Genomic DNA, 19236 nt, shown 5'->3' on the forward strand with positions numbered 1-19236 from the left:
TCAATGTTCTTTAACCGCACCCTGTTAGCTGTCTGTTGGGTCAACATCCAGTATCCATTTCACCTTTCGCGTCTGTGGAAGTGTGTCGATCAAAGCCAGTGAATTTCGGAGCAATTGCTGTAGACGAGCGCGGGATGGATGCTGAAGCAGTAGTTGCCAGCGAAAGCGACCCGCTCGTTTGGGTTGCAGTGCGGGAACGGGTCCCATCAGCCAGAGGGCATCATCCCGTAGTGGGCTGGCTTCCAGCAGATTGCGTAGTTGTTGCAGGAACAGCGTGGCCTGTTGATTATCATGATCCTCTGCCCGGAACAGGACATGGCTGGTAAACGGCGGTAGGAAAACGCTCTGACGTTCTTTCAGAGTCTGGTTAGCAAAGTCGTCATACCCTTGTTGCAGCAACGTCTGCAATAGCGGGTGTTCTGGATGATGAGTCTGAAGAATCACTTCCCCTGCTTTGCCAGCGCGACCAGCGCGACCGGATACCTGCGTATAAAGCTGGGCGAAGCGTTCTGCGGCTCGAAAATCAGCGGAAAACAGTGAACTGTCTACATCCAGTAGCACGACCAGTGTGACATCCGGGAAATGGTGGCCCTTGGCCAGCATCTGTGTCCCGATGAGTATCCGTGCCCCGCCTTGCCTTACCTGTGCCAGTTGTTGTTCCAGCGAACCTTTGCGGCTGGTGGTGTCCCGATCAATGCGGGTAATGGGAGTCTGGGGAAACAAGGCAGGTAGTGCCTGCTCCAACTGCTCGGTGCCTAGCCCTACAGGAACCAGATGCGTAGAGCCGCAGTGAGGACACTGTGGTGGCACCGGACGTTGGCTGTCACAGTGATGGCAACGCAATATTTGCTGATGTTGGTGCAATGTATAGTAGTGATCGCAGCGTTGACACTCGGCAATCCAACCACATTCATGACACATCACCACTGGGGCAAAACCGCGTCGGTTCAAAAACAGAATCACCTGATTATCATTATTCAAGTGATGATGGATGCGGTTGATCAATGGTTGAGACAAGCCGGTAGTCAACGGCAACCCTTTCAGATCGAGTATATGCTGTTGCGCCAGTCGTGCATTACCTGCGCGTTTACTGAGTCGGAGCTGACGATATTTGCCAATCTGTACGTTATATAAGGTTTCCAGCGCCGGAGTGGCGGAACCCATGACAATAGGAATATCTTCTTCCCGGGCACGAAATACCGCCAGATCGCGAGCATGATAGCGCCACCCCTCCTGCTGTTTATAAGAGCCATCGTGTTCTTCATCGATCACAATCAGCCCCAGTCGGGCAAATGGCGTGAACAGCGCGGAGCGAGTACCGATGACAATCGCCGCTTCGCCGCTTTTGGCCCGCAACCAGACAGCAAGGCGTTCACTGTCATTCAGCCCGGAATGCAGGGCTTCTACCGGTGCAGTAAAACGGTCTTTAAAGCGGGCGATGGTTTGTGGCGTCAGGCCGATTTCCGGCACCAGTATCAGAGCTTGTTTGCCTTGCGCCAGTATGTTTTCCAGCACGCTGAGATACACTTCGGTTTTGCCGGATCCTGTAATCCCCGCCAGTAACCAGGCGGAAAAATGGTTGTCTTCGCTGCGTATAGCGCCTACGGCGGTGGCCTGCTCCGTATTCAGCTTTAATCGTTCACCGATGATGCTGAATTCGCTACGCCAGTCGGAGAGTTGTCGGGAAAGGGGTCTCAGGTCGCACAGGCTTTTGCTGCGCAATGCCTGTAAAGCAGTTTCGGTTAGTGCTGACTCACCGACCTGATGACGGTAAAGTGGAGCATGTAGTAAGGCGGCCAGCGCCTGTTGCTGTTTAGGGGCTCGTTTCAGTGATGCCAGTGGCATTGCCCGCCCTTGTTCTGTTGCGAACCACTGCCAAAGCGGTGCGGTGTGGGCCGGTTTACCCTGACGCAGTATAATTGGCAGGGCATGAAACAGAACTTCGCCGATGGGGTAATGATAATAATCCACGGCCCACAGCAGAATGCGCCACAGGCTGGCAGGGAAAAGTGGTTCGTCATCCAGAACTTCTCGCACGACCTTGAGCTGATCCAACGGCAGTTCGCTGCTGTTGTTCAGTGTGGTAACAATGCCAATCATTTTACGGTTGCCAAAGGGTACGCTGACACGCATACCCGGCACAGGGCACAACCCTTCGGGTAATCGATAATCGAATGTACGTGCCAGCGGCACGGGCAGGGCGACCTGAACGACAGGCATGACAACTCCGTCTGGGTAATAAGCGTTGTTATTCTTCATGCTGTGCGGTTCCTGTTTCGGAATAGGCGCAGCACGCAAGAAGAAATGTCCTGGCAGTAGTGTACATGGTGTGAATGATTCTGTGTCGATGTGATTGCATCAGCTGACTAATTTCTGTATGATTCGCCGCCTTTATACCTCGTGGTATAATGATATTTTACTCAACTTCGTGTGGTGTCTGGCGGAATAGGGCTGGATAGCGACACGGCCTTAAACAGAGGTTTCCCATGAAACAAGGTATTCACCCGAATTATGCTGAAGTTACCGCTACCTGCTCTTGCGGTAATGTTATCAAAGTCCGTTCTACAGCGGGTCATGATCTGAATCTGGACGTATGTGGCGAATGCCATCCGTTCTATACCGGCAAACAACGCGTGGTTGATACCGGTGGTCGTGTTGAGCGTTTCAACAAACGTTTCAGCGTACCGGGTGCCAAAAAATAAGCTTCACCGGTTAGACAACGTTCAGCTGGACGAAAGTAAAGGCATCCTTGGATGCCTTTACTGTTTTTGAATCCCACATCAATAGATGATCAGTACTCCCAGGTATCGGGGTTGATCCCCATTTCGCGCATGATTATTTTGGCTGCTTCCGGAATTTCATCACTGCGCTCTTTACGCAGATCTTCATCATTCGGTAAGGGTTGGCCGGTAAAAGCATGCAGAAATGCTTCACAGAGTAACTCGCTGTTAGTCGCGTGACGCAGGTTGTTTACCTGACGACGCGTTCGCTCGTCAGTTAGTATTTTCAATACTTTCAATGGGATAGAAACTGTGATTTTTTTTACTTGCTCACTTTTCTTACCGTGTTCAGCGTATGGGCTTACGTATTCGCCATTCCACTCAGCCATGGGATACCTTAAAAATTGATCGTGGTGAAGACAGATACTGTCGCGTAATACCATAATTCTAGCGATTATTATAGGGATGCTCAATCTATACGCAAAGAAGTTTAGAAGTCTAGATGTATTGACGTCTATAATGTCTGCGTTTACTCTTGATATTCTTCACTCAGTCTTCAGCCAGGAAAAGCACCAATGACGCGTAAACAGGCTACTATCACAGTTCGTAGTGGGTTAAATAATGACGAGCAGTTTGGTTGTGTCGTTCCTCCCATTCACCTTTCCAGCACTTACAATTTTACCGGTTTTAATCAGCCTCGAGCGCATGACTACTCTCGTCGGGGGAACCCAACGCGTGATGTTGTGCAGCGGGCGTTGGCAGAACTGGAAGGGGGGGCCGGTTCTGTGATGACGAACACCGGTATGTCGGCGATTTTTCTGGTCTGTACGGTATTTTTACGCCCCGGCGACCTGCTGGTGGCTCCTCATGATTGTTATGGCGGTAGTTACCGGCTGTTTGAAAGTCTGAGCAAGCGGGGGGTATTCCGCGTGAAATTTGTCGATCAGGGTGATGATTCGGCGCTGAAGTCTGCTTTGGCCGAAAAACCGAAGCTGGTGCTGGTGGAGAGCCCCAGTAATCCACTGCTGCGTGTGGTGGATATTGCGGCCATTTGTCAGTCGGCGCGTGAAGCGGGTGCTGTCAGTGTAGTGGATAACACTTTCCTCAGTCCGGTGTTGCAAAATCCACTGCAATTGGGTGCCGATCTGGTGATTCATTCTTGTACCAAGTATTTGAACGGGCACTCTGACGTTGTTGCTGGAGCGGTGATTGCCAAGGACCCTGAAGTGGCTACCGAACTGGCGTGGTGGGCGAATAATATCGGTGTTACCGGTGCGGCGTTTGATAGTTACCTGCTATTGCGCGGTTTGCGCACGTTGTCGCCGCGTATGGCCGCAGCCCAGAAAAATGCGCAACAAATTGTGGCGTATTTGCAGGATCAACCGTTAGTGAAAAAGCTGTATTATCCCTCTCTGCCGCAACACCCTGGACACGACATCGCCTGCCGTCAACAGTCCGGCTTTGGCGCGATGTTAAGTTTTGAACTGGATGGTGAGGAAGACGCTTTGCGCCGTTTCCTCTCATCGTTGGAGTTGTTTACGTTGGCGGAATCGTTGGGGGGTGTTGAAAGCCTGATTTCTCATGCAGCTACCATGACTCATGCGGGCATGTCTCCAGAGGCGCGTGCCGCTGCCGGGATATCAGACACACTGCTGCGCATTTCGGTAGGTATTGAAGACGGTGATGATTTGGTTGCCGATCTGGAACAGGCGTTTCAAGCTGTAACCACGAGGTAAAAATGAGTGCTTTAGGGATAGCGGGGGCCGTCACTGGGCGGCAACTGCATAAATTTGGCGGTAGTAGTCTCGCTGATGTGAAATGTTATCAGCGTGTCGCCGGTATTATGGCGGAGTACAGCCGTCCCGGTGATTTGATGGTGGTTTCCGCTGCGGGTAGCACCACTAATCAGCTGATTAGCTGGTTGAAGTTTAGTCAGGTCGACCGTATTTCCGCCCACCAGATTCAGCAGGTATTACGCCGTTATCAGAGCGATTTGATTACCGGGTTATTACCAGCGGAGAGTGCAGATCTATTGACGGCGGAGTTTATTCACGATCTGGAACGTTTGGCTGCACTGTTGGATGGAAAGATCACCGATGCGGTGTATGCCGAAGTGGTTGGACATGGTGAAATCTGGTCAGCGCGTCTGATGTCAGCTGTACTCAATCAGAAAGAGATGTCTGCCTCTTGGCTGGACGCGCGCCAATTCCTGCGAGCAGAGCGTGCGGCTCAGCCACAGGTGGATGAAGGTCAATCCTGGCCACTGCTACAGCAGCTATTGGCACAACATGCTGATCAGCGTTTGGTTGTCACTGGTTTTATCTGCCGGAATAAAGCTGAGGAAACGGTACTATTGGGCCGTAATGGCAGTGATTATTCTGCGACCCAGATTGGTGCATTGGCTGGTGTTGAGCGTGTCACTATCTGGAGTGATGTTGCCGGGGTATACAGTGCTGATCCGCGCAAAGTGAAAGATGCCTGCCTGCTGCCGCTACTGCGGCTGGATGAGGCCAGTGAATTGGCGCGACTGGCGGCACCAGTGCTGCATACCCGCACATTACAGCCGGTTTCGGGTAGTGATATTGATCTGCAGTTGCGTTGCAGCTATCAACCGGAGCAAGGGTCTACCCGCATTGAACGAGTGCTGGCTTCCGGTACAGGTGCCAAAATCGTTACCAGCCATGATGACGTGTGCCTGATTGAAGTGAAAATCCCGGAAGAGCACGATTTTCAACGGGTGCAAAAAGACGTGGAGCAATTGCTGAAACGGGCGCAGATAAAACCTCTGGCGACAGGTGTGCATCAGGATCGTAGCTTGCTACAGCTTTGTTATACCTCTGAAGTGGTGGAGAGTGCCTGGCAGACATTGGAGCAGGCCGCATTGCCGGTACAGCTTGGCTTGCGTGAAGGCTTGGCATTGGTGGCGATGGTTGGTGCTGGTGTCGGTAAGAATCCGCTGCACAGCCACCGTTTCTATCAGCAGTTAAAAGATCAACCGATCGAGTTTATCTGGCAGGCTGAGGATGATATCAGTCTGGTCGCCGTGTTGCGTGTCGGTCCTACGGAACATGTGGTGCGTGGCCTGCATCATTCTTTGTTCCGGGCTGAAAAGCGTATCGGGCTAGTGCTGTTTGGTAAGGGGAATATTGGTTCCCGTTGGCTTGAACTGTTTTCCCGCGAGCAAAGCCTCATTTCGGCTCGTACCGGATTTGAATTTATTCTGGCCGGCGTGGTGGACAGTACCCGTAGCCTGCTGAATTATGATGGACTGGATGCCAGTCGTGTGCTGGCTTTTTTTGACGAGGATGCAAAGGAACACGACGGCGAGGATCTGTTCCTGTGGATGCGTGCACACCCGTATGATGACCTGGTAGTGCTGGATGTCACAGCCAGTCCGGCGGTTGCTGATCTCTATCTGGATTTTGCCAGTTATGGTTTCCACGTTATCAGCGCCAACAAACTGGCGGGCGCTTCCGGTGGTGATAATTATCGTCAAATCCGGGATGCGTTTGCCAAAACTGGCCGTTACTGGCTGTATAACGCCACGGTAGGCGCTGGTTTGCCCGTAAACTATGCAGTACGGGATTTACGCGAAAGTGGCGACAGTATCCTGGCTATCAGTGGTATTTTTTCCGGCACCTTATCCTGGTTGTTTTTGCAATTTGATGGCACGGTGCCATTTACCGAACTGGTGGATCAAGCCTGGCAGCAGGGATTAACGGAACCGGATCCCCGGGTTGATCTTTCTGGTCAGGATGTCATGCGTAAGCTGGTGATTCTGGCGCGTGAAGCGGGATACGAAATCGAACCAACACAGGTCCGCGTTGAGTCACTGGTGCCTGCAGGATGTGAAAATGGCTCGGTCGACCAGTTTTTTGAGGATGGTGAGTCGCTGAATCAACAGATGGAACAGCGACTGGAAGCGGCAAATGAAATGGGACTGGTGCTGCGCTATGTGGCCCGTTTTGACGCCCATGGCAAAGCCCGTGTCGGGGTGGAAGCCGTCAGACCGGATCATCCATTGGCAGCACTGCTGCCGTGTGATAACGTTTTTGCCATTGAAAGCCGCTGGTATCGTGATAATCCGTTGGTCATTCGTGGGCCGGGAGCCGGACGGGATGTTACCGCAGGGGCTATCCAGTCTGATTTAAATCGTTTAGCCCAGTTGTTGTAATACGCTTTTACGATCCCCTTATTATCGATAGCCGCTATATACACTTTGTCATCAAACGCCAAGCCTGAAACTGAATGCTTCAGGCTTTTTTGTTGCCGTCTATACTGACCGTAGTCAGTTGAATATTTTTCAAGATGCATGAATAAACATCAGCTCTCAACGCAATGAAAAGCGTTGACTCTTTATACGGATTCGGTCATTTTCTATATGGACGTCTAAACGTATAGACGTTTGTATAATAGAACAATGACAACGGCTAATTGAGGTAAGGATATGAGTTTTTTCCACGCGAACCAGCGGGAAGCGCTGAATCAGAGTCTGGCAGAGTTGCAGGGACATATTAACGTTTCCTTTGAATTTTTCCCGCCGCGCACCAGCGAGATGGAAGAAACCCTATGGAGCTCTATTGATCGTCTGAGTAGCCTGAAACCCAAATTTGTCTCAGTGACCTACGGTGCCAATTCTGGTGAACGTGACCGTACTCATAGCATCATCAAGGCGATTAAAGAACGTACCGGGCTGGATTCGGCACCACACCTTACCTGTGTTGATGCCACTCATGATGAGTTAAAGGCCATTGCTAGGGATTACTGGCAGAGCGGCATTCGCCATATTGTGGCGTTACGTGGTGATTTACCTCCGGGTAGCGGTAAGCCCGATATGTATGCCGCCGATTTGGTTACATTGTTGAAAGAGGTGGGCGATTTTGATATTTCGGTCGCGGCATATCCGGAAGTTCATCCGGAAGCGAAAAGCGCCCAGGCTGATCTGATCAATCTGAAACATAAAGTTGATGCTGGTGCCAACCGGGCCATCACACAGTTCTTCTTTGATGTGGAGAGCTATTTACGCTTTCGTGACCGCTGTGTTTCCACCGGGATTGATGTGGAGATTGTTCCGGGCATACTACCCGTTTCCAACTTTAAACAACTGCAACGCTTTGCAACCATGACAAACGTTCGTGTGCCAAACTGGATGACGGCAATGTTTGAAGGGCTCGATAACGATCCAGAAACCCGCAAAATGGTAGGGGCATCCATCGCTATGGATATGGTAAAAATCCTCAGCCGTGAAGGGGTGAAGGATTTTCACTTCTATACCCTGAATCGTGCTGAACTGAGTTATGCCATTTGCCATACCTTGGGCGTTAGACCGGCTACGGTATGATTTTCAAGCATTAATGGTGGGTGGAACCGGCCATGGTAATTTCCAGCTAGATAGCTGCGATATCAACATGCAGTTCTTTCATTTTTTCTTTCTCCCTGTATCTGATTGCGTCAAAAAAGGCGGGACAAGACCCGCCAAAGCTTCGCTGGTTCTTCTATAAGAATAACCAGCTGTCAGAAGCGCTTCGAGATCATCGCTGCCACCGATATGGCGACTACTAATGAAGACCTGGGAAACCGTGTTTCGTCCGGCTACTGTACGCAGGCTGGCCGTAACGGCATCTTTACCCAGAATAATCTCTTCATACTGGATGCCGTGATCCTGTAGCAGTTGTTTTATTTTGGTACAAAGCGGGCAACACGGTTTGGTAAACAAAGAAACAGATTTCTGAACTTTAAAGTCTGGAGCCCGCTACTTCAGCATGGAGTAACCCCAGGAGTGTGGGCCGAATCTCAACTCGGTTTTCTCCACCAGCATGTTCATGACGTTAGTGAACTCGCATTACCGTCTGGAATAAACCGAATACTCTCTGCGTTCTGGTCTGCTTTCTAGGTATTCATCACGAAAGTATCATTTACGAAAAAGCACAAAATGTTATCTACGCCAAATTGTTTGAACATGATAACTAACTCATTATAGCGTGGCAGATGGCTGGAGGAGCAGGTCGGTATAAAAACCCCCTGGCAATGAAAAAACTATAACGATTTTGTTGTTAAACACTTTGTCAGTAGTGACGTCAATCTATTGATCGTCCTTGACGAGTGTGAACAGTAGCCTGTGGGATTTCTTTGCCTTCTTGACTGACAAACATATTTAAGCCTACTTAGTGGTAAAATTATATTTTTCTTAATGAATAAGCAGAGAGATATGTTTCGCTGAGAGACTTTATTCTTTTTTGTGTTGATAGGGATAATCGTTCATTGCTATTCTATCTATCGTTGCTGGCTATCGTGGTTATGGAGAATTAGTGTATGAATATTCGGGACTTAGAGTATCTAGTGGCATTGGCCGAGCATCGTCATTTTCGTCGAGCAGCGGATTCCTGTCACGTTAGCCAACCCACACTGAGTGGGCAAATTCGTAAGCTGGAAGACGAGCTGGGCGTGATGCTGCTGGAAAGGACCAGCCGCAAGGTACTGTTTACTCAGGCGGGGTTACTGCTGGTGGAACAGGCCAGAACGGTGCTGCGTGAGGTTAAGGTACTGAAAGAGATGGCCAGCCAACAAGGGGAGAGTATGTCAGGGCCATTGCATATCGGTTTGATCCCTACGGTTGGACCGTATTTGTTACCGCAAATTATTCCCATGTTGCATCAGCTTTTTCCGAAGTTGGAAATGTACCTACACGAAGCACAGACCCATCAGTTGCTAGCCCAATTGGACAGCGGCAAGCTGGACTGCGCCATTTTGGCGATGGTGAAAGAAACAGAAGCGTTTATCGAAGTGCCACTGTTTGATGAACCTATGAAGCTGGCCATTTATCAGGATCATGCGTGGGCTAACCGTGAGCGCGTGGCAATGTCCGATTTGGCAGGAGAGAAATTGCTGATGCTGGAAGATGGTCATTGTCTGCGCGACCAGGCGATGGGATTCTGCTTCCAGGCCGGCGCAGATGAAGATACTCATTTTCGGGCCACCAGTCTGGAAACCCTGCGTAACATGGTCGCTGCTGGTAGTGGTATTACACTCCTGCCGTCACTGGCGGTACCCGCAGAACGGATACGCGATGGTGTGTGCTATCTGCCCTGCTACAAGCCAGAACCGAAGCGCACCATCGCGCTAGTTTACCGCCCAGGTTCACCATTGCGTAGCCGGTACGAGCAACTGGCTGATGCCATTCGTGAACATATGCAACAACATATGGAGCGTTTGTTAAAACAGACGGTTTAATCCATTCAGAGCCGCTACCCGGAAGGCTTCGGCCATCGTCGGGTAGTTGAAGGTCGTATTGACGAAGTACTCGATAGTATTACCTTCACCTTTCTGTTCCATGATGGCCTGACCGATGTGAATAATCTCGGCAGCCCGTTCACCAAAGCAGTGGATACCCAGAATCTGTTTGGTTTCGCGATGGAACAGAATTTTCAGACTCCCAACATTCATGCCGACAATCTGCGCCCGAGCTAGATGTTTGAATTGCGCCCGGCCCACTTCATAAGGCACTTTCAGTGCAGTCAGCTCTTGCTCGGTTTTACCTACAGAACTGATTTCAGGAATGGTGTAGATCCCGGTGGGGATATCTTCAATCAGATGAGCGCTGGCATCACCTTTGGTAATGGCCTGCGCGGCAATGCGACCTTGATCATAGGCTGCTGAAGCCAGACTCGGGTAGCCAATGACATCACCTACAGCGTAGATGTGCGCCTGTGCTGTCTGATACATGCTGTTGACTTTAAGCTGCCCACGATTGTCGGTTTCCAGTCCTATATTTTCCAGCCCCAGATTCTCGGTGTTGCCAGTACGACCGTTAGCATACAGCAGACAATCAGCCTTCATTTTCTTACCGGATTTCAGATGGACGATAACACCATCGTCCAAACCTTCAATTCGCTCAAATTCTTCGTTATGACGAATTACTACGCCATTGTTCCAGAAGTGATAGGACAGCGCATCGGACATCTCCTGATCAAGAAATGCCAGCAGGCGATCGCGGGTGTTAATTAAATCCACTTTTACATTCAGACCGCGGAAAATGGAGGCATATTCACAACCAATCACTCCGGCACCATAAATAATGACGTGCTGAGGTTCATAATCCAGTTGCAGGATAGAGTCACTGTCATAAATATGTGGGTGAGTGAAATCGACCTCCGCCGGATGATAAGGCCGGGAGCCAGGGGCGATAATGATATTGTCTGCCGTCAGCGTATCGTGCGTGTCATCCGGATAGTTGACGACGATAGTGTGGGCATCAATGAAACGTGCTTCTCCAGAAAACAAATCGCAGTGGTTCCGTTCGTAGAAGCCTTGACGCATACGGGTTTGCTGCCCAATGACACTGTCGGCATGGCGTAGGATGTCGGAAAAAGAGGAACTGATGACACGAGAGTTATCGCTGTAAAGCGGATTTTGGTTGAACTCTATAATACGGCTGACAGCGTGACGTAGGGCTTTGGAGGGAATGGTACCCCAGTGGGTACAACCGCCGCCGACACTATAGTGTTTTTCGATCACGGCGACTTTAGCGCCTTGTTTGGCTAACCCCATCGCGGCCCCTTCACCTCCGGGGCCAGATCCAATCACTATGGCATCGTAATTGTGTTGTTGCTGTTGTATGGACATGGTAGGACACACCTATTTTAATACAAATTACTAACGCGATTGTAACATCCTCTGCAAAATAACCCAATCATCCCTTTAATTCGTAGGGGAACTTATTGTTGCACTTTTAACATAGTCATTTTGGCTCAGTATGTAGTTAATAAAGTTTGCTATAGTGATTCTCTGGACAAGGAGAACAGATAATTTGGGCACGATAATGGGTATCAGAGCGCAGCAAAAAGAACGGACGCGTCGTTCCCTTATAGAGGCAGCGTTTAGCCAACTAAGTGCTGAACGTAGTTTTGCCAGTCTGAGTTTACGTGAAGTTGCTCGTGAAGCCGGGATAGCACCAACTTCTTTTTATCGCCATTTTCGTGACGTAGACGAACTGGGGCTGACCATGGTCGACGAAAGTGGACTTATGCTACGCCAACTGATGCGACAGGCACGTCAGCGGATTGCCAAAGGTGGTAGCGTCATCAAAACGTCCGTTTCCACGTTTATGGAATTTATTGGCAATAATCCTAATGCTTTTAGACTGTTGTTGAGGGAAAGATCAGGAACATCGGCCGCTTTTCGTGCTGCGGTCGCCAGAGAAATTCAACATTTTATTGCTGAACTGGCCGATTATCTCGAAGTCGAAAATCGTATCCCGCGCAGTTTTGCCGAAGCACAGGCAGAAGCGATGGTGATCATTGTTTTCAGCGCGGGTGCAGAGGCGTTGGATGTGAGTACGGAACAACGTCGTCAACTGGAAGAGCGGTTGGTGTTGCAGTTACGTATGATTTCAAAAGGTGCGTGTTACTGGTACAGAAGAGAAGCTGGTAAAGGGTTTGTTTCATCTTGAGGCTTCGTGACTTGGGGGAAAATCATGGCAGAGCAGGTGAGTAAAGAGAACGGTACATTAGTGTTGGCACTGGTTGCAGGTTTGTCAGTAAATGGCGCATTTGCTGCGTTATTTAGTTCGGTAGTGCCTTTTTCCATTTTCCCGCCAATAGCATTGGTTTTGTCTGTTTATTGTTTGCATCAACACTATATGCGTCATGTTATGCCGCAAGGTATTCCATTGCTCGCCGCAGGCTGTTTTTTGCTTGGCTTATTGCTCTACAGTGCGATTCTCCGCGCGGAATATCCACAGATCGGTTCCAATTTTGTACCGTCGATTCTCTGTGTTGTATTGGCATTGTGGTTGGTTGCTAAATTGCGTGCACGTAAGTCTGCCACCAAGGTCAATATGCTTTAGATAATATCTCCGAATACGTGAGCAAAAAACCAGGGGACCGATTCCCTGGTTGCTAGCGGTTTTATTTGCGTTTTTCCAGCAATACACCACATTCCATATGATGTGTATAAGGGAACTGATCAAACAGTGCCAATCGACTCATCTGATGGGTTTGGTTTAGGGTTTCAAGATTGGCACACAGTGTGTCTGGATTGCAGGAGATATAAAGAATACGCGGATACTCCTGTGCCAGTCGTACTGTGTCATCATCCAAGCCACTGCGTGGTGGATCAACAAATATCGTTTCACAACGATAGCTGGAAAGATCGATACCCTGCAGACGATTAAACTGGCGGACACCTCGCATTGCCTGGGTAAATTCTTCTGCTGCCATACGGATAATCTGCACATTATCAATCTGGTTGGCGACAATACTGTATTGAGCCGCGGCCACCGATGGTTTAGCGATTTCCGTTGCCAATACGCGTTCAAAATGACGAGCTAGTGCCAGTGAAAAGTTACCATTGCCGCAGTACAGCTCCAGTAAATCACCCTTAGATCCTTCCGTGACTGACAGCGCCCATTCCAGCATTTGAATGTTCATCGCCGCATTGGGCTGGGTAAAGCTATTTTCCACCTGTCGATAAATCATCTGTTTACCGGCAACTGGCAGGCACTCGTCTATATAATCGCGATCAAGACAGATTTTCGTCTTGGTCGCTCGTCCTATGAGTTGTAAGGCGAAACCTTGCGCACGCAGATAGTCCCGTAAGGCCGAGGCCTGTTGTTGCCACTCGTCATCCAACACTTTGTGATATAGCAGTGACACCACGATTTCACCACTCAATGTGGAAAGATAATCGACCTGGAACAACTTACGGCGCAGTACCGGTTGCGGACGTAATGCCGCCAGCAACACCGGCATCAGTCGGTTGATCAGTTCACTGGCCGCCGGAAATTGCTCCACCCTGATTCTCTGTTTGGTTTGCTGATCAAACATGATGTGGTAAAGGTCGTCTCCTTCATGCCAGATGCGAAATTCTGCACGCATCCGGTAATGGCTGACCGGCGAGCGGAAAACGACAGGCTCTGGCGCACTGAAAGGTGCCATTATCGCTTTAATTCGCCCGACTTTTTCTTCAAGTTGGGCATCATATTGATCGATTGGCAGGATTTCTGGCGTCATGGTTATCTCGTCTGAAAAACGGTTAGTGCGGTGACATTACTGGCGGCGATTGTAGGGAATCTTGATGGGATGTCCAGCATTGTCATGCGTATTTCCTATTCATTGAATGGAAGTCTAGACTTCCATTCGACCCGATCGTAGCATGAGCGTCCGGCCTTGCTCTATAAGTTAAAAGGGAATCCAGTGTAAATCTGGAGCTGACGCGCAGCGGTAAGGGGAAATTGGGGGCAATAGCATTTTGCAGACACTGTCGTATTACGATGGGAAGTCATTGTCTCTATGTTGGCAACAACAGTACTCAAGTCCGAAGACCTGCCGGTATACGTCGCAATGTTCATGATCATCGCGTGCTATCGATTATGGTAATGCGGCATCCTCCAATACTGTTTGGATGCTTTATAGAATGTTTGATAAAAAATTTACGCTGCTGGCAGGGCTTTGCGCCACAGCTTTTTCTGGGTGGGCACAAGGGAACAATAGTACACAGCAAGACAGTAGCGATACGTTGGTGGTTACCGCAAACCGTTTTTCCCAACCTGTTTCCTCTGTGCTGGCGTCGACAACCATTGTCACTAAAGAAGAGATTGACCGCTGGCAAGCCAAAAGTCTGATTGACGTGATGCGGCGTCTTCCGGGCGTCGATGTAGCCCAAAATGGCGGGTTGGGACAGTCGAGTTCGTTGTTTATTCGTGGGACTGAATCACGCCATGTGTTGGTGCTGATTGATGGTATTCGTCTTAATCAAGCCGGTGTTACCGGTTCTTCCGATATCAGCCAGATTCCTATTTCATTGGTTCAGAAAATTGAATACATCCGTGGGCCGCGTTCGGCTGTCTATGGATCCGATGCTATCGGTGGTGTAGTCAACATTATTACTGTTCGTAAAAAGAAGGGATCAACCCTTTCTGCTGGCATGGGATCCCATGGTTATCAAACTTATGATGCTTCCACACAACAACAACTGGGTGACAGCACGCTGGCAACGCTGGCGGGTAATTATACTTATACCAAAGGGTTTGATGTCGTAGCGAATTTGCCTGATGGTTTTGGTGACCCAGCCCAAACCGATCGTGATGGATTCATGAGTAAATCGCTGTATGGCGCGCTTGAGCATCAGTTTAGCGATATCATCAGTGGTTTTGTTCGTGGTTACGAATTTGATAATCGTACTGATTACGATGGTACATTAAGTTCCACCCGCTTAGGTGCATTGCCAGATACCCGTCAGTTATACAACCAGTCCTGGGATACAGGTCTGCGCTACCATCAAGGTATGTGGTCTTCCCAGTTGATCACCAGTTATAGCCATAGTAAAGATTACAACTACGACCCGCGTTATGGCCGCTATGATATCTCCGCGACGCTGGATGATATTCAGCAATACAACGTTCAATGGGGAAATACGTTACAGGTTGGTCAGGGTAATATCAGTGCAGGGTTGGATTGGCAGAAACAGACAACTGAACCTGGAACCAATTTTTTGACTCAAGGATATGCACTGCGCAATACCGGTATTTACACTACTGCGCAGCAACTGTTTGGGCCGATCACCCTTGAAGGTGCCGTTCGTAGTGATAACAGTTCTCAGTTTGGTCAGCATACGACCTGGCAAAGCAGTGCGGCATGGGAATTCATTTCTGGATATCGACTGCTGGCTTCCTATGGTACGGCTTATAAGGCCCCTAATCTTGGTCAGCTTTACAGTTCATACGGCAACAGCAGTTTGAAACCGGAAGAGAGCGAGCAGTGGGAAGGTGGTGTCGAAGGACTTACCGGTCCGGTTAATTGGCGGGTTTCAGCCTACCGAAACGATATAGACAACCTCATTGAGTTCGACAATTCCAGTCTTCGTTACTTCAACGTTGGTAAAGCGCGCATCAAGGGTATCGAAAGTACAGCATCCTTCGAGACTGGATTTTTCAGTCACACAATATCTTATGACTATGTTGATCCGCGAAATGCGCGAACAAATGAAGTACTTTTGAGACGTGCCAAGCAGCAGTTCAAGTATGAACTAGACTGGCAACTGTATAGTTTTGACTGGGCGGTAACTTATCATTACCTGGGGGAACGTTTTGATAATGATTTCAACCTATCTGAAAAAATAAAGATGGGAGGTGTCAGTTTATGGGACATTGCCGTTTCATATCCGATAACCTCTCAGCTTACGGTTCGTGGTAGAATTGCCAATCTGTTTGATAAAAATTATGAGACGGCATATGGCTACCGAACCGCAGGGCGAGAATATTATCTCACCGGAAGCTATACCTTCTGAGTTACCCGCTGCCCGCCCTTCCATTTTGATTTTTGATTCAGGGGTGGGCGGTTTATCCGTTTATGACGAAATCCGAAATTTACTGCCGGATTTACATTATATCTATGCATTTGATAATGAGGCTTTCCCTTATGGTGAAAAGCCGGAACAATTCATTATTGAACGAGTGTTGGCAATTGTTGGAGCTGTACAGAGACATCACTCTTTATCGTTGGTGGTCATCGCCTGTAATACTGCGAGTACTATTTCGCTTCCCGCTCTGAGAACGCGTTTTCCTTTTCCCGTTGTCGGTGTAGTTCCGGCGGTAAAACCTGCAGCAAAACTCACGCGAAATGGTGTTGTAGGATTATTGGCAACACGCGCTACAGTTCAGCGACCTTATACTTATGAACTGATTTCTCGCTTTGCCAATGACTGCAAAATTCTTTTATTGGGGTCAGCAGAATTAGTGGAATGCGGAGAGGCGAAGCTACGGGGTGACGTTATTTCGGCAGAAGTGCTGCAAAAAATTCTCAAGCCGTGGCTCAAGTTACCGGAACCACCTGATACTGTCGTTTTAGGATGTACACATTTTCCTTTATTGACAGATGAACTTCAACGAGCGTTACCGGATGGTACCCGGTTGGTTGATTCTGGCTCTGCCATTGCGAGAAGAACAGCATGGCTGATCGATCATTTGGATACGCCAGTTTTATCAAGAGAAACAAATTTGGCCTATTGTCTCACTATTACTCCCAAAGTGGCTGCTTTATGGCCAGTGCTACGTCGTTATGGCTTTCACTCGTTGGAAAAACTATCACTTTAGTGAATTGGTGGGTAAATATTGAGCGGTTGAATTTATTTTTGTATTTAGTGCTTGTCAGAGGAAAAGAACTCCCTATAATGCGCCTCCACTGACACGGCAACAGCGATGATGTTGTGGTGGTTTCAGTAAGAATTAGAGTTTGTATTACTTGACTTTCTAGCGGAAACGCATAGTATATGCGGCCCGCGACCACGAAAAGGTGGTCCTGCTCTTTAACAATATAATCAGACAATCTGTGTGGGCACTCACAGGACCCTATCGTAATCAATACGAAAAGACTTGAAGAGTGACTGACAGTAAATTCATTACGAATAGACAGTTATAAATTCTTTGAGCATCGCTTCTTCGGAAGCACATCAAACAAATCTTAAATTGAAGAGTTTGATCATGGCTCAGATTGAACGCTGGCGGCAGGCCTAACACATGCAAGTCGAGCGGCAGCGGGGGGAAGCTTGCTTCCCCGCCGGCGAGCGGCGGACGGGTGAGTAATGTCTGGGGATCTGCCTGATGGAGGGGGATAACTACTGGAAACGGTAGCTAATACCGCATGACGTCGCAAGACCAAAGTGGGGGACCTTAGGGCCTCACGCCATTGGATGAACCCAGATGGGATTAGCTGGTAGGTGAGGTAATGGCTCACCTAGGCGACGATCTCTAGCTGGTCTGAGAGGATGACCAGCCACACTGGAACTGAGACACGGTCCAGACTCCTACGGGAGGCAGCAGTGGGGAATATTGCACAATGGGGGAAACCCTGATGCAGCCATGCCGCGTGTATGAAGAAGGCCTTCGGGTTGTAAAGTACTTTCAGCGGGGAGGAAGGGGAGCACTTTAATAGAGTGTTTCATTGACGTTACCCGCAGAAGAAGCACCGGCTAACTCCGTGCCAGCAGCCGCGGTAATACGGAGGGTGCAAGCGTTAATCGGAATGACTGGGCGTAAAGCGCACGCAGGCGGTCTGTTAAGTTGGATGTGAAATCCCCGGGCTTAACCTGGGAACTGCATTCAAAACTGACAGACTAGAGTCTCGTAGAGGGGGGTAGAATTCCAGGTGTAGCGGTGAAATGCGTAGAGATCTGGAGGAATACCGGTGGCGAAGGCGGCCCCCTGGACGAAGACTGACGCTCAGGTGCGAAAGCGTGGGGAGCAAACAGGATTAGATACCCTGGTAGTCCACGCTGTAAACGATGTCGACTTGAAGGTTGTGGCCTTGAGCCGTGGCTTTCGGAGCTAACGCGTTAAGTCGACCGCCTGGGGAGTACGGCCGCAAGGTTAAAACTCAAATGAATTGACGGGGGCCCGCACAAGCGGTGGAGCATGTGGTTTAATTCGATGCAACGCGAAGAACCTTACCTACTCTTGACATCCTCAGAAGAGACTGGAGACAGACTCGTGCCTTCGGGAACTGAGAGACAGGTGCTGCATGGCTGTCGTCAGCTCGTGTTGTGAAATGTTGGGTTAAGTCCCGCAACGAGCGCAACCCTTATCCTTTGTTGCCAGCGCGTAATGGCGGGAACTCAAGGGAGACTGCCGGTGATAAACCGGAGGAAGGTGGGGATGACGTCAAGTCATCATGGCCCTTACGAGTAGGGCTACACACGTGCTACAATGGCGCATACAAAGAGAAGCGAACTCGCGAGGGCAAGCGGACCTCATAAAGTGCGTCGTAGTCCGGATTGGAGTCTGCAACTCGACTCCATGAAGTCGGAATCGCTAGTAATCGTAGATCAGAATGCTACGGTGAATACGTTCCCGGGCCTTGTACACACCGCCCGTCACACCATGGGAGTGGGTTGCAAAAGAAGTAGGTAGCTTAACCTTCGGGAGGGCGCTTACCACTTTGTGATTCATGACTGGGGTGAAGTCGTAACAAGGTAACCGTAGGGGAACCTGCGGTTGGATCACCTCCTTACCAAAGATAGCCGTTGTGTGAAGTGCTCACACAGATTGTCTGATGAAGTACGAGCAGAAATACCTTTATAGGCTTGTAGCTCAGGTGGTTAGAGCGCACCCCTGATAAGGGTGAGGTCGGTGGTTCAAGTCCACTCAGGCCTACCAATTTCTTTCCATGCTGTGTTGTGTTTTTGTCACGGGCGAGAGTCTGTGTCGAGAATGAGGCCTTGCCTGACGGAAATTTGTGTAAAGGTTTTCATGCGATGGGGCTATAGCTCAGCTGGGAGAGCGCCTGCTTTGCACGCAGGAGGTCTGCGGTTCGATCCCGCATAGCTCCACCATACAAAAAAAGACTTCAGAGTATATTGGCAACAGTATGCTGTGAAGTATTTTGCTCTTTAACAATCTGGAACAAGCTGAAAATTGAAACGATACAGCGAAACCTGCCTTGATGGCGGGAGTTGGCTGTATCAGAGTCTCTCAAATAATCGCAGCGCGAGGTGGTCTTGCTCTTTTGAAAAAGACACCTTCGGG

Annotated in this window: 13 protein-coding genes, 2 tRNA genes, 1 rRNA gene, 1 pseudogene and 1 riboswitch; of the genes and pseudogenes, 12 read left to right on the forward strand and 5 right to left on the reverse strand. The window is 49.4% G+C overall.

Features of this window, described 5'->3' with window-relative positions:
- Positions 1 to 24: 24 nt before the first annotated feature.
- Positions 25 to 2220, reverse strand: coding sequence for a primosomal protein N' (gene priA, locus CWC46_RS03570; RefSeq protein ID WP_021013562.1), 2196 nt, complete (start codon positions 2218 to 2220; stop codon positions 25 to 27).
- 266 nt (positions 2221 to 2486) lie between these two features.
- Between priA and rpmE the strand changes: the two genes are divergently transcribed.
- Entirely contained in the window at positions 2487 to 2702 is a 216-nt protein-coding gene (rpmE, locus tag CWC46_RS03575) for a 50S ribosomal protein L31 (RefSeq protein WP_021013561.1), read from the forward strand.
- A gap of 89 nt (positions 2703 to 2791) precedes the next feature.
- On the opposite strand, the gene metJ is transcribed toward rpmE, so the two are convergent.
- Positions 2792 to 3109 (reverse strand): met regulon transcriptional regulator MetJ, encoded by a 318-nt coding sequence (gene metJ, locus CWC46_RS03580; RefSeq protein ID WP_021013560.1) that lies wholly within the window; start codon positions 3107 to 3109, stop codon positions 2792 to 2794.
- A 186-nt stretch (positions 3110 to 3295) separates the two neighbouring features.
- Here metJ and metB point away from each other — a divergent pair, with 186 nt between their 5' ends.
- The 3 genes from metB to metF all read left to right on the forward strand — a co-directional run bounded on the left by metB (position 3296) and on the right by metF (position 8061).
- Complete coding sequence (gene metB, locus CWC46_RS03585) at positions 3296 to 4456, forward strand: cystathionine gamma-synthase (protein WP_021013559.1); 1161 nt, start codon at positions 3296 to 3298, stop codon at positions 4454 to 4456.
- Between the two features lie 2 nt (positions 4457 to 4458).
- Entirely contained in the window at positions 4459 to 6894 is a 2436-nt protein-coding gene (locus CWC46_RS03590) for a bifunctional aspartate kinase/homoserine dehydrogenase II (protein ID WP_021013558.1), read from the forward strand.
- 273 nt (positions 6895 to 7167) lie between these two features.
- Positions 7168 to 8061: a methylenetetrahydrofolate reductase gene (metF, locus tag CWC46_RS03595; RefSeq protein ID WP_021013557.1), complete on the forward strand. Its 894-nt coding sequence runs from the start codon at positions 7168 to 7170 to the stop codon at positions 8059 to 8061.
- Positions 8062 to 8229: 168 nt separating this feature from the next.
- Here metF and CWC46_RS03600 read toward each other — a convergent pair.
- Positions 8230 to 8872, reverse strand: a pseudogene (locus CWC46_RS03600) (redoxin family protein); the annotation flags it as partial.
- Positions 8873 to 9032: 160 nt separating this feature from the next.
- On the opposite strand from CWC46_RS03600, the gene oxyR reads away from it, so the two are divergent.
- Positions 9033 to 9950 (forward strand): DNA-binding transcriptional regulator OxyR, encoded by a 918-nt coding sequence (gene oxyR / locus CWC46_RS03605; protein ID WP_021013556.1) that lies wholly within the window; start codon positions 9033 to 9035, stop codon positions 9948 to 9950.
- On the opposite strand, the gene sthA is transcribed toward oxyR, so the two are convergent.
- On the reverse strand, positions 9933 to 11342 hold the full coding sequence (gene sthA, locus CWC46_RS03610; RefSeq protein ID WP_021013555.1) for a Si-specific NAD(P)(+) transhydrogenase: 1410 nt from the start codon (positions 11340 to 11342) through the stop codon (positions 9933 to 9935). The genes oxyR and sthA overlap by 18 nt on opposite strands.
- A gap of 196 nt (positions 11343 to 11538) precedes the next feature.
- Between sthA and fabR the strand changes: the two genes are divergently transcribed.
- Positions 11539 to 12168, forward strand: a complete 630-nt coding sequence (gene fabR, locus CWC46_RS03615) for an HTH-type transcriptional repressor FabR (protein ID WP_037380411.1) — start codon at positions 11539 to 11541, stop codon at positions 12166 to 12168.
- Positions 12169 to 12192: 24 nt separating this feature from the next.
- Complete coding sequence (locus tag CWC46_RS03620) at positions 12193 to 12564, forward strand: YijD family membrane protein (protein ID WP_021013553.1); 372 nt, start codon at positions 12193 to 12195, stop codon at positions 12562 to 12564.
- Between the two features lie 61 nt (positions 12565 to 12625).
- Here CWC46_RS03620 and trmA read toward each other — a convergent pair whose 3' ends face one another.
- Entirely contained in the window at positions 12626 to 13729 is a 1104-nt protein-coding gene (trmA, locus tag CWC46_RS03625; RefSeq protein WP_021013552.1) for a tRNA (uridine(54)-C5)-methyltransferase TrmA, read from the reverse strand.
- Positions 13730 to 13866: 137 nt separating this feature from the next.
- A riboswitch (cobalamin riboswitch) is annotated at positions 13867 to 14063 on the forward strand.
- A 69-nt stretch (positions 14064 to 14132) separates the two neighbouring features.
- Between trmA and btuB the strand changes: the two genes are divergently transcribed.
- From btuB to CWC46_RS03655, 5 genes are all read left to right on the forward strand, one after another.
- Entirely contained in the window at positions 14133 to 16004 is a 1872-nt protein-coding gene (gene btuB, locus CWC46_RS03630) for a TonB-dependent vitamin B12 receptor BtuB (protein ID WP_021013551.1), read from the forward strand.
- Positions 15949 to 16809, forward strand: a complete 861-nt coding sequence (gene murI, locus CWC46_RS03635) for a glutamate racemase (RefSeq protein ID WP_021013550.1) — start codon at positions 15949 to 15951, stop codon at positions 16807 to 16809. The genes btuB and murI overlap by 56 nt, the downstream gene beginning before the upstream one ends.
- A 369-nt stretch (positions 16810 to 17178) precedes the next feature.
- Positions 17179 to 18721: ribosomal RNA gene (locus CWC46_RS03645) — 16S ribosomal RNA — on the forward strand.
- A 69-nt stretch (positions 18722 to 18790) separates the two neighbouring features.
- A tRNA-Ile gene (locus tag CWC46_RS03650) sits at positions 18791 to 18867 on the forward strand.
- A 100-nt stretch (positions 18868 to 18967) separates the two neighbouring features.
- Positions 18968 to 19043: transfer RNA gene (locus CWC46_RS03655), tRNA-Ala, on the forward strand.
- The last annotated feature ends 193 nt before the right edge of the window (positions 19044 to 19236 follow it).

It is taken from the genome of Prodigiosinella confusarubida (assembly GCF_002847015.1).
GTDB lineage: Bacteria > Pseudomonadota > Gammaproteobacteria > Enterobacterales > Enterobacteriaceae > Prodigiosinella > Prodigiosinella aquatilis.